General features: G+C 65.2%; 13 protein-coding genes and 1 pseudogene. 10 read left to right on the forward strand and 4 right to left on the reverse strand.

All coding sequences use genetic code 11. The features are described 5' to 3' along the window. Window positions 1-111: YegP family protein (locus tag NI2_RS34260; RefSeq protein WP_157104705.1), on the reverse strand; the 111-nt coding region annotated here is incomplete at its 3' end. A 226-nt stretch (window positions 112-337) separates the two neighbouring features. On the opposite strand from NI2_RS34260, the gene NI2_RS34265 reads away from it, so the two are divergent. From NI2_RS34265 to NI2_RS31845, 3 genes are read left to right on the forward strand one after another with little or no spacing between them, the layout of a single operon-like run. After that, window positions 338-481, forward strand: coding sequence for a hypothetical protein (locus NI2_RS34265; protein ID WP_157104706.1), 144 nt, complete (start codon window positions 338-340; stop codon window positions 479-481). A gap of 42 nt (window positions 482-523) precedes the next feature. After that, entirely contained in the window at window positions 524-760 is a 237-nt protein-coding gene (locus tag NI2_RS31840) for a DUF6374 family protein (RefSeq protein ID WP_067498830.1), read from the forward strand. Further along, complete coding sequence (locus tag NI2_RS31845; RefSeq protein WP_067498832.1) at window positions 760-954, forward strand: hypothetical protein; 195 nt, start codon at window positions 760-762, stop codon at window positions 952-954. Before NI2_RS31840 ends, NI2_RS31845 begins: the two co-directional genes overlap by 1 nt. Window positions 955-1,070: 116 nt before the next feature. Here NI2_RS31845 and NI2_RS31850 read toward each other — a convergent pair whose 3' ends face one another. After that, window positions 1,071-1,406 carry a hypothetical protein gene (locus NI2_RS31850; RefSeq protein ID WP_243750160.1) on the reverse strand — a complete coding sequence of 112 codons (336 nt, stop codon included), beginning with the start codon at window positions 1,404-1,406 and terminating at the stop codon, window positions 1,071-1,073. Between the two features lie 192 nt (window positions 1,407-1,598). On the opposite strand from NI2_RS31850, the gene NI2_RS31855 reads away from it, so the two are divergent. Then, a complete protein-coding gene (locus NI2_RS31855) occupies window positions 1,599-1,811 on the forward strand; it encodes a hypothetical protein (protein ID WP_067498833.1) in 213 nt (70 codons plus the stop codon). Then, complete coding sequence (locus NI2_RS31860) at window positions 1,811-2,257, forward strand: hypothetical protein (protein ID WP_067498835.1); 447 nt, start codon at window positions 1,811-1,813, stop codon at window positions 2,255-2,257. The genes NI2_RS31855 and NI2_RS31860 overlap by 1 nt, the downstream gene beginning before the upstream one ends. Window positions 2,258-2,862: 605 nt before the next feature. Here the strand turns inward: NI2_RS31860 and NI2_RS31865 are convergent. Next, entirely contained in the window at window positions 2,863-3,801 is a 939-nt protein-coding gene (locus NI2_RS31865; protein WP_067498837.1) for an endonuclease/exonuclease/phosphatase family protein, read from the reverse strand. A 369-nt stretch (window positions 3,802-4,170) separates the two neighbouring features. On the opposite strand from NI2_RS31865, the gene NI2_RS31870 reads away from it, so the two are divergent. The 3 genes from NI2_RS31870 (at window position 4,171) to NI2_RS34595 (ending at window position 6,657) form a co-directional block, all read left to right on the forward strand. After that, window positions 4,171-4,527: a histone-like nucleoid-structuring protein Lsr2 gene (locus NI2_RS31870; RefSeq protein ID WP_067498839.1), complete on the forward strand. Its 357-nt coding sequence runs from the start codon at window positions 4,171-4,173 to the stop codon at window positions 4,525-4,527. 523 nt (window positions 4,528-5,050) lie between these two features. Continuing rightward, window positions 5,051-5,434 carry an inorganic diphosphatase gene (locus NI2_RS31875; protein ID WP_067498841.1) on the forward strand — a complete coding sequence of 128 codons (384 nt, stop codon included), beginning with the start codon at window positions 5,051-5,053 and terminating at the stop codon, window positions 5,432-5,434. Window positions 5,435-6,201: 767 nt separating this feature from the next. After that, entirely contained in the window at window positions 6,202-6,657 is a 456-nt protein-coding gene (locus NI2_RS34595) for a DUF3085 domain-containing protein (RefSeq protein WP_067498844.1), read from the forward strand. A gap of 309 nt (window positions 6,658-6,966) precedes the next feature. Here NI2_RS34595 and NI2_RS31885 read toward each other — a convergent pair whose 3' ends face one another. Continuing rightward, window positions 6,967-7,806: an ATP-dependent DNA ligase gene (locus tag NI2_RS31885; protein WP_067498846.1), complete on the reverse strand. Its 840-nt coding sequence runs from the start codon at window positions 7,804-7,806 to the stop codon at window positions 6,967-6,969. Window positions 7,807-7,894: 88 nt separating this feature from the next. On the opposite strand from NI2_RS31885, the gene NI2_RS31890 reads away from it, so the two are divergent. After that, window positions 7,895-9,106, forward strand: coding sequence for a tyrosine-type recombinase/integrase (locus NI2_RS31890; RefSeq protein WP_067498848.1), 1,212 nt, complete (start codon window positions 7,895-7,897; stop codon window positions 9,104-9,106). Continuing rightward, window positions 9,103-10,285: pseudogene (locus NI2_RS31895) on the forward strand (site-specific integrase); the annotation flags it as partial. The gene NI2_RS31890 and the pseudogene NI2_RS31895, both read left to right, overlap by 4 nt.

A 10,285-nucleotide genomic window follows, 5' to 3' on the forward strand; every position in this document is an offset into this window, starting at 1 on the left:
GTCTTTGCTCCCATAGCCCTGACTTTGGGCGACCACTTCGCCGTTGCCGGCCTTGAGCCTCCACCGGACTTTGCCCGCGGCATCGGAAAACAGTTCGAACTTGCCTGCCACGAACTCGTTCCACACCTCGAGAACGTGCCTGACAACTCCTGAGCGCAAACGCCTATCTGCGTCTGACCTGCACGGACACCCAATCCAACCGCGCCAGAACCCCGCGAGGGCGAACGTGGTCAGCAAACCCCGATACGCGCCGCGCAGGCAGGGCACCGACCGGACACCAGCGGACACCTCCGTCGCCGGTGGAACCACGCACCGGCTTGGTGCGTCGATGCTGAGTATGGGAAGAGATTCGATCGATCGGCAGGCCTTGCTCGACGCCGAGCTCGATCCCGATGATCCGGCCGTGTGGGATACCCAGTACCGCATCAGCGACCTGCTGGTTTGCCTCGGCATCGCCCGCCGCACCGTCACACCCGAATAACAGGAGTCGAATATATGTTCGAATAGCTGTAGGGTGACTGACATGGCACAGACGTCGCGACCGGACTGGACCGCGGCCGCGTTGGCCGCGCTCCGCCGACAAGTGCTCGACGCGACCGCGTTCGGTGCGGTGGTGCACCCCGCCCAGGTCGAGGCCATCACCGCACGCCTGGATGCCCATCTGCGGGCCCGGTTGCGCCACGACGTCGTGTCCGGTTGTCCTCGCCGGTTGCATCCTCGGTCGCCGATGGGTTGCCAGAACTACCGACGGGAGCAGTGATGACGTCGTCGGTGTTCGATGCCTGGCCCGAGCAGTTCACCCCACCGCTGCGAATGGTGGTGGATCCACCGCAACCGGTCACCGTGGACCTCGCCGCAGCCATCACCACCCGACCGGCCCATTTCCGGGTCGACGCGGTACCCCTTCGGGTGCGCCAGGGCGGTCTCTACCGAGTTCGCTGTTGTTGCTGCTGATGATGGGCGTGTCAATGGGCGGGTGAGCATGCCCGTGGCTAAGGTCGTCGGCCGTGTCATCCACGAACTCCACGCCGCCCTGCACCCGCGCGCGACGGGTCCGCGTCCGATGTCGCTCACGACGACGGTGGCGACGGTTCCTGCTTGGTCAAGGCCTTCTCCGAGCACCACTGCGTGACGGGCAGTTGGCCGCGCCCATTGGCGGTGGACACCACGAACGAGACCAGTCCGAGCCACCCGCCGTCGGCGCTGCGCGCCCACGCCGATAACACCCCGGGCACCGTCGCGGTCAAGTCCAGGCCGCCGAGCTTGACCCGCATGGGGATCTGATCGCGCCGGAAAGTGATGCTGTGCGACGGCATCGCCACCGACAGATCGACGAGCACTGAGCAAGGGCGGGCGAGCTCACGCCGCATCGACGGCACGAACTCGTCTTCCCAACCTTCGAACATAGTTTCGACTTTATGTCATCCGGCTCGCCGGGACGTGCTCGCGCCGCCGACGCTGCGACAGCCCATGTCTGTCACATGCAGGCGATAGTTGCCACCAGGGCAAGTCCAGCGCGGTGATGGAATTCTCGAGCCTCACCGCATGTCTAGCACTAACTGCAAGTCATGTGAACTCCACTAGACTATCGTGGAGTTATGACCGTCACCGCTCAACTCACCAGCATCAACGACGTCCGCCTGGCCGACAACGACGACTGGACCAGCGAAACCAGTTTCGACACCATCACCGTTCGCGATCAAGACGGCAACGAGGTCGCTTCGTTGACCGTCGAGTCGAGCGAAGACCCCGCACCTTATGACGCCGCGCTCGCCGCCGCCGGATTCACCGACGTCACCTGGATCGACTGATGGCCGAGACCACCCTCGACGCCGTCGCCGAGCAACTCGCCGAAAGCCTCGACAACTACATCGTCGGCGCCCTGGAAGCGATCGGTGCGCTCGACCTCGCAGCGATGACCCGTGACCGCATAGCCCAGACCTCACCCCACTTGGCTGCACAGCTGTGCTCCGAGGATGACGACATCGCCGCACAGACCGTGATCGACCTCGCCGGGGTCGCCTGGCCCGACGACCCCGAGCCGTCGTGGTGGCGCACCCCTGTCGGGCGTGCGGTAGGCCGCTCGGTCGGTGCGGACCTCGCTGATGCGGTGTCGCACAGCGTCGCCGCCGCCATGCTCGGAATCGCGCCGGGCACCGTGTCCACGATGATGGCGCGTGGCTGCGACCTCGACCGTCACCCCGACGGCGGGATCACCAAGGCCTCGGTGATCGCCCGCATCGCGCGCTTGGGCTGAACCGGCGGCACACGACCCCTCCGGGCGGCCGGGCTTCGATCCTGCCGAGGTGCCGTTCTTGCGGGCGGCCGCGTTCAGCGGCATGTCCGATTTGCGGGCACGGGCCGTAACCAGTACCTGGGGCGTGGTGAGCTGGGGTCACCCCCCGTGAACTGCACATAGCACGGTGATTCGCGCTCGGCGCCGAGGTTGATACCTGGTGTAATCAGCGCGCACATCTCTCGCCGACGAGCCTGTCACTTGTGTTCGTAACAGCTCTGACAGAGCAAGCGTTTGGGCTCGACGGCAGTCAGCTGGGTCGAGGCGAAGAGGCCTCGGCACCCGGCACAGCTACTAGGCTCCCTCTCTCGACACGCCAGTCCTGCCTGGCTGCTCGCACACGACCTGCCTCGTCGATCTGCGATCGCTATCGTTCCGATGGGTCGATGACAGCGCCTTGGTTCCGGCGGGCCAACCCCCGCATTGCCGTCCTTCGCCCGTCGGCATGGCCAGCCACGAGGATCGCGTGCGCGAGGGAAAGCCAGCGCATCACCTGCGGGAACTGGGTCAGCGGGAAACGCGGCAACCGTTCGGCAGCGGCACGGAAGCTTGGAAGCTTCGTCAGGTCAGGCGTTGATATGGAATTCGGCCCAGAGTGGGTAGTGGTCGGAGATGCGGTAGGAGGTCTGGGTTCGGGTGAGGTCGGGGTAGCAGTGTGGGAGGAAGTCGAAGTGGCCCGCTCGCTGGGTGTAGGTGAGGTCGGTGAGCAGGCTGTGGTCCTCGGGGGTGCTGAACCAGGCGATCTGGTCGTAGTAGTTGGTGGTGTTGTCGTTGCCGAAGATGGTGCGGTCGACGGTGTCGAGTTCGGTGGGTGCCCAGAGCCCGGTCGATACGAAGGCGTCGAAGAGCGGGTTACCGAGCCGGTCGAGGTTGAAATCACCCAATACCAGCAGGTTGTCGTTCCAGTCGTTGGGTCGGTCGTTCCAGGCGCGCATCCACTGGGCGAAGGCGGTGATCTCGGGCAGCCGCTGACGGGGGTTGGTGCCCCACAGGATGTGGACGGTGGTGCGGATGAACTCGATTCCGGCGCGGGTGAAGCTCGCGGCATAGGGGGTGCGAACGAACTGTTGAGCAGGGTCGCCGGCGGCGGGTGGGAGCACGATCTCACCGACGAGCCCTGAGGGCTGGACTCGGGTGGTGTTGTAGAGGTAGGCGAGTCGTTCACCGTTTCCGTCGTTGTCGCCTTCGGTGACGTCGGAGACGATCGCCCGCCAGTCCGGGCCGAGTCGGGTGAGCAAGAAGCGCAGGGCGGTGGTGTTGCGTTGGACTTCTTGCACAGCGCAGATGTCGAAAGCGGCGATGATCGCCGCGATCAATGTGGTCGCGCGCCAGTCACGTTTCGGGGAGTCGGTGGTGGTGGCGTTCCAGGACGCGGTGAGGTTGCCGAACTCGCGCAGGTTCCAGGTGCCGATGATCACGTTCGAGGCCGTGCGGGCGGGCACGACCGCGTCGACTGCGGTGCGGAGTCGGTTGGCTTGTTCACTGACATCGGCCGGGATTGCCATAGCGTAATTGCATCACAAGGCGCTGGGTGGTCGGTGGTGGTTCAGTTGAACCGAGGAGTCGAGGAGGCTCTCCGATTTGGTGGGCGTGACGGGACGGTGAACATCACACGGTGCGGCTGACCCGGCCCGGAACGGTTGTTCGATGTTCGACAATGCACTGCCAATAGTGAGTCTCGGTCACAGGTTGTGCTCGACAACTCGTCGGCCATGGACGGTTGTTGATCGTGGTCGATCAGTCCCAACGCGTTCGGCTCCCTGCCTGTGATCATGGCCTGCGTCTGCGGGCGCGGTGTCCGAGTGTAGGAACCGCATCTCGCGCCACTACCCTGACGATCGTCATAACCGATCCGTGGACCGACAGGAAACCTCATGGCGCGCAAGGTCGTTGTCACCCTCATCGACGACTACGACGGCACATCCACCGCCGAAGAAACCGTCACCTTCGGCATCGACGGACACACCTACGAGATCGACCTGTCCGAAACCAACGCCACCAAACTGCGCAACACCTTCGAACAATGGGACCCCTACGCCCGGCGAACCGGGCGCACCAAAACCACCACCACCCGCCGAAACGCCGTCACCACGACCACTGCCGTACAGGCAGATCGTCGCAACGACCTCCCGGCTATCAGGGCTTGGGCTCTCGCGAACGGCCACACCGTCTCCACCCGCGGCAGGATCGCCGCCCAGATCATCGCCGCCTACGACGCCACCTCAACATAGGCCTCCAACCCTTCGCGACGGCGCCGGAGAAACGCAGCACACGACTCCCCCGCTCACGAGCCGAGAGCACTGCCTATCCGGGGCACTCCCCCGCGGGTGTCAGGTGTCGTCTCGAGGCACCGACCGCACGCCAACCTTGTGGCACTGCGGTTGAACCGGGACCGCCCTCGGTGGTCCGGGTAGGTCGGCATGGCGCGACATTGCTCTCGACGAGGAGATTCTGTGCCGCCTGGGCGACTCCAGGATGCGTGGTTCGCCTCGACCGGACCGGCCGGTCGAGGCGAAACCTTCCCCGTGCACCCACACTGCGCCACCACGTCGCGGGGCATGACCGACCCTACTCGGGACACCAATGCGATGGTGCGTACCGCGCCCACACTGACAAGATCACCAGCCAGCCCAGTCCCCGCGAACACGGCCGCAGCCTCGTGGCTCCCCGGCAATGATTCCGAAACCGAAGTTCTAGAACTACCACTCCGGCAGCTCGATTCGCGGTGAACACCGCGCCCGATAACCTGCAACGATGACCAGTCCAGGTCCGTTCGAGGACGAGTCCGAATCACTTCAACTGGCGGTGCCGTTCCTCGGCCGGACCATCGATCTATTGATCGACCGTCCTTACGGGAGCCGCCACCCGACCTACGGGTTTGTCTACCGGGCGAACTATGGCTACGTCCCCGGCACACTCGCACCCGACGGCGAGGAACTCGACGCCTACTACTTGGGCCCTTCCGAACCGATCACCTCAGCACGCGGCACCTGTATCGCGATCATCCACCGGCTCCACGACGACGACGACAAACTCATCGTCGTTCCCGATCACGCCAGAACGCTCGATGACGCGGCTATCGCCGCGGCCGTCGACTTCCAAGAGACCACGGGGCAATACTTCATCATCAGGAACTGACCCGGCCGTCGCCCTTGACGAAACCTATAGCGACGCCCCCGACTACATCCTCCCCGCCCCCGCGACCGCGGGCATGTGAGAGTTCAACGCGCACACACTAGCCCTGGCCTCGGCCGATCACAGCGGAAGACGAAGTGCAACGCACTGCCCTCGACCGAGGCGAACCCGCGCCTTTCGAAGAAAACTCTCCGGCCCCACCGGTTCGCCGGGTCCGAATCCACGACGACCGTCACCGCGTCCGCACCCGCCGTGCAGGCAAGCGCGACGAATTCCCCGACCAACACCGCACCGTCTCCCTGGCCCGGTTCCCGCACACCGACCAGGGCCAAATGCCCGCGTGTGGGATTGCCGGACAAGACCTTCCAAGCGCCCAGCCCGTACCGCGAGCAACCGGACCGAATAGCGGTCACCGACTTCGGCCAACCGATGCGGTGCCGCGAAGACGCTATCGCGCAACCGATGACGACGATCGAGGTCGACGAGGAGATTCTTCAGCTGCGGATGTGAGCCCTCGAGCTTTTCGACCACGATCCCATCCACGCGTTTCAAGTGCCAGAACCCCGGTCCGGCAGCTTCTCGGGATGAGCCCACATGTGAAGCCCGCATCGCCGTACCCCGCTGGTGCCGCGACTCAACGGCTTGGAGAACCACACCTCCATTCCGACGCGAGCTCGCTCGTCCCTCACCGACCCACGCCCGGCACATCCTCGACTGATCAATCGGCGCCACGTGCACGCCCAAGCTGTTCGACGAAAGGCATTGCATCCATGCGTAGATCGAGTTCGTTCGAGTTCTGGTTCCCGCTGCGCCAGGTCCTGCTCATTGCCGAGCACGCGATGGCCACCAGTGAGCATTCCTGGCCCAAAGGGGACACCAACAAACCCAACCCCGTGCCGCCGGCACTGGTATGGGCCAAGGACGACGGCATCCATCTGCGGTCCAACGGTCTGCCATGGCTACTCGCCGACCCCACCGAACCCGACGGACCGCCGCTGGTGGTCCACGCGGTCGGCTACGACAACCACAGCCACTTCGACTTCTCCGGTACCGCCGTCGGCGGCGACGACTTCGTCGAATACATCGACCTCACAGAATCTTTCGACGGGGTGACACTGATCGAGATGATCCGCTACCACGCCGCCCACGGCGGAATACTCATCCTCACCGCCCACTTCGACAGCTTCACCATCAGCTTCAGCTCCGCAGCGACCGACAACCTCTGACGCCGCTTCCCTTCCCGCGTTGAGCGTTCGACTGAACGTCCGCTCATGCCGATTACACGATGTCTGATCCAGCGCCTATCGGGTGGGTGGCGCCGCAGACCATCTACGCGCCCGAATGCCCCGGCCAGGTCGTTCGTCGCGGCGGTAGCCGTGCTAAGCACCGCTGGCTGGCTGCTCGTCCACCGATTTCCTGTTGCCCTCGATCCATACTGATCGAAACCGTCGATAGCCCGACCCGAGCCGTCGTGAGCAGGACCGGATGCAAACACGATTGCCCGGAGCCGGCCTGACCGCCGTCACCGATCGTCGCTACATCGGTCGGTCACGGTCTCCTGCGGGGGTTTCGACGTCATCGAGGTCTTTGTCCAGGCGTAACCCTCTCCAGGACGGGTGGCGTAGTCGGCCGTCGCCGGTCCATTCGGTGAACGCGACTTCCCCGACTACGTGCGGTTCGAGCCACATCACCCCGGTCGGGGTCGACCGGAATCCGGGGACCGGTGGATTCGGGCGTTGCAGCGGCGCCAACCGTTCGTGCAGGTCCGTGAGCATTCCTGCGGTGAATCCGGTACCGACACTGCCCGCGTATTCGAGGTTGCCTCGGTCGTCGGGGACCGCGACCAGCAGCGACCCGATCTTCCCGGCCCGTCGGCCCGTCCCGGTTTTCCAGCCGATGACCACCACCTCCTGGTGGGACACGTTCTTGACTTTCGTCCAGGCGGGACTGCGTTGCCCGGACAGATACCAGCTGTCGCGCCGTTTACAGATGATTCCCTCGGCCCCGAGCGCCTGCGAGGCGGCCAGGGCGTCGGCGGCCGGGCCGGGAAGCAGGCCGGGGATTCGCCAGTGTGGTCCGGTCAGCCCGGTGAGTTCGAGTAGTTCGCGGCGTTGGGTGTAGGGCAGCCCGGTCAGGGATCGGTCGCCGATGTGGAGCAGGTCGAAGATCATGAACGTCGCCGGTGAGGCCTGGGCCAGGGTTGCGATGGTGGCCGGGTTGCGTTGATGCATGCGAGGGGCCAACGCCCGAAACGAGGACCGGCCCGCGACTTCGATGACGATCTCGCCGTCGACGACGAAACCGGGTTCGGCCGGGGCGAGCCCGGCCAGTTCCGGCCAGGCCGCGGTGATGTCGTTGCCATTGCGCGATTCCAACCGCAACCGCTCATCGACGTAGGCCAGTGCCCGTCATGTTGACTGAACTACCAACAGATCTCGCGCACTCCGCGCACAGTTCACCAGCATGGGAGTCCAACGAGTGAGCGTGCCTGCTGCCGGGTTGCCCACGATCGGCTGGGTGGCGGCTATCCCCGGTCCGCCGGGGTATCAGGTCCGATTCCCGGACCAGCCCCACGAGGCCTGCGAGATGTGGTTGCGCGAGCTATCGGTCTGCGATTTGAGTCCGAGTTCGTTGCGCAGCTACGGGTTCGATCTATTGCGGTGGCTGCGGTTCCTGCACGTCCAGGACGTGGCCTGGCAAAGGGCCGAACGCGGACATATCCGCGACTTGGTCGAGCACCTGCGCACCGCGCCGGTCCCGCGCCGGCTTCGCCGCTCACCTTCGGCGGCGCCGTTGGGATCGGTCAATCAGATTACTGGGAAGCCGTACCCGACCATCGGTTACGCGCCGCGCACAATTAACCACCAGCTCACAGTGCTTTCGGAGTTCTACGACTTTGCCATCGACGCCGATCTGGGCCCGCTGGTGAATCCGGTGCCGCACCGGCGCGGTCACGGCGGGGCGCGGATCCACGCCCACCACAATCCGATGCAACCGTTCGTCCGCGGGCGACGCGCACCGTATCGGCAGAAGGTTCCTCAACAGCTGCCGCGCGCAATCCCCGACCAGGCGGTCGACAGCTTGTTCGCAGCACTGCGGAGCAACCGTGACCGGGCACTGGTGGCGTTCTACCTGTCCTCCGGAGTGCGGGCATCGGAACTACTGGGGATGCGCCTGAACGATGTCGACGCCGGACACGGCACCATCAAGGTGATCTCCAAGGGCAGCCGGGAACTGGCCGAAGTGCCCGCCTCTGCAGATGCGTTCACCTGGCTGGCGCTGTATCTGATGGAAGCCGACCAACACGGATGCCTGGCCGACGGCCTGGTCTGGCACACATTGCGAAGCCCGTTCCGGCCGTTGACCTATCACGCGACGCGGGCGGTCTTGATGCGCGCGAATACTCTGCTCGGCACAAATCATTCCCTGCACGATCTACGCCACACCGCAGCGACCCGCATGCTCGATGATCCGGCGTTCACGCTCGTCGACGTACAAACGATCCTGCGCCACGCCTCGATCTCTACGACCCTTCTCTACACCCGGCCGCGACTGGAGGACCTCATCGCCAAGGTCACCGAACACCACGCCCAAGCCCGCCCTGACCCGCTCACGCAGATCGGCGACGGCTACAACGCCGCGCAGGTGCGGGAGCTGTTGGGGCTGACCGAATGAGCCTGCACGCAACGACAGTGTCGCGCATGGTGCTCGAGGTGCCCAAGGACCACCGCTTCGGCCCGTCGGGGCGAATCTACCTGTTGGTCGGCTACGACGCCGGTCAGGAACCGCCACCCCGGCCGACCGATGGCCCTGAGCACGAACTGCTCACCACCGGGATCGACGAGCTGGTAGCGGTCCTCGTCGTCCGGCTGGCGCCGATCCTTCCGCCCCTGCCAGGTAATCGGGCACGCTGGATCCGGCATCTGCGGGCGATCTTGGAATGGTTGGCCGAGTACCCCGGCGACAGCTGGGAGCAGCGATGGCTCGCCAGCGGCGCGGACAGCGCACCTCGCGCGTGGGCCCGTCAGCTTCAAGCACAGGGGCGGGTGACCCGCGCGGTCGACGGGCACGGCGCGCTGGCGGCATTGGTGTTGGCTCGGGTGGTGCGGCCGTCGTACTCGTTTCTGCTGTGCACGATGTTTTATGAACTGCCGCAGCGGTTTTCACTGTTCAACGACACCGCGATGTTCGCTCGTCTACGCGAGCTCTCCTCCTACACCGCACATGTTCGACGCGTTCAGCTCGATGCCGAGACCTGCCTGACACGGGTCATGATCCGCACCGGCAAACCACTCGCTGCGATCACCGGTGATGACCTGCTCGCCTATGCCGATCTGGTCCGCGCGTCCGGGCGGACACGCCGCGAGCATCTGGCGTGGGAACTCATGGTCGAACTCGGGCCATTCGCCGACGAACCGCCGACACTGCGGGCGGTGTGGAGCGCCAAAGGCAACAGCCGCCAGCACTCTGCCGCCGGGCTGGTGGACCGCTACGGGCTGCCCGCCGGTCCCGTGCGTGATCTGCTCGTGGCCTACCTCGATGAGATCCGCCCCGGCGTGGACTACTCGACATTCGAACATATCGCCCACCACCTGGCCCGGCTGTTCTGGTGGAACGTCCTCCAAGTTGCTCCCGATCAACACGACCTTCGGTTGAGCACAGCCGTGGTGACTGCTTGGCGCGAACGGTTGGCTGTCACCGCGAAGGGCAAGACTCGCACCGACTTGCACGGAGTCTTGTTCACCGTACGTGCGTTCTACCGCGACATCAGCCAATGGGCGCTGGAGGACCCGGCCCGCTGGGCGCCATGGGCGGCGCCTTCCCCGGTCCGCAACACCGACATCCGAGCGGTCC

It is taken from the genome of Nocardia ignorata NBRC 108230, assembly GCF_001612905.1.
Taxonomy (GTDB): domain Bacteria; phylum Actinomycetota; class Actinomycetes; order Mycobacteriales; family Mycobacteriaceae; genus Nocardia; species Nocardia ignorata.

What these genes read in the sequence shown, in the direction of transcription:
- NI2_RS31845 (WP_067498832.1), top strand. Translation starts at nt 760, where the DNA reads ATGACGTCGTCGGTGTTCGATGCCTGGCCCGAGCAGTTCACCCCACCG.
- NI2_RS31855 (WP_067498833.1), top strand. Translation starts at nt 1,599, where the DNA reads ATGACCGTCACCGCTCAACTCACCAGCATCAACGACGTCCGCCTGGCC.
- NI2_RS34265 (WP_157104706.1), top strand. Translation starts at nt 338, where the DNA reads ATGGGAAGAGATTCGATCGATCGGCAGGCCTTGCTCGACGCCGAGCTC.
- NI2_RS34595 (WP_067498844.1), top strand. Translation starts at nt 6,202, where the DNA reads ATGCGTAGATCGAGTTCGTTCGAGTTCTGGTTCCCGCTGCGCCAGGTC.
- NI2_RS31890 (WP_067498848.1), top strand. Translation starts at nt 7,895, where the DNA reads ATGGGAGTCCAACGAGTGAGCGTGCCTGCTGCCGGGTTGCCCACGATC.
- NI2_RS31875 (WP_067498841.1), top strand. Translation starts at nt 5,051, where the DNA reads ATGACCAGTCCAGGTCCGTTCGAGGACGAGTCCGAATCACTTCAACTG.
- NI2_RS31865 (WP_067498837.1), bottom strand. Translation starts at nt 3,801, where the DNA reads ATGGCAATCCCGGCCGATGTCAGTGAACAAGCCAACCGACTCCGCACC.
- NI2_RS31840 (WP_067498830.1), top strand. Translation starts at nt 524, where the DNA reads ATGGCACAGACGTCGCGACCGGACTGGACCGCGGCCGCGTTGGCCGCG.
- NI2_RS31860 (WP_067498835.1), top strand. Translation starts at nt 1,811, where the DNA reads ATGGCCGAGACCACCCTCGACGCCGTCGCCGAGCAACTCGCCGAAAGC.
- NI2_RS31870 (WP_067498839.1), top strand. Translation starts at nt 4,171, where the DNA reads ATGGCGCGCAAGGTCGTTGTCACCCTCATCGACGACTACGACGGCACA.
- NI2_RS31850 (WP_243750160.1), bottom strand. Translation starts at nt 1,406, where the DNA reads ATGTTCGAAGGTTGGGAAGACGAGTTCGTGCCGTCGATGCGGCGTGAG.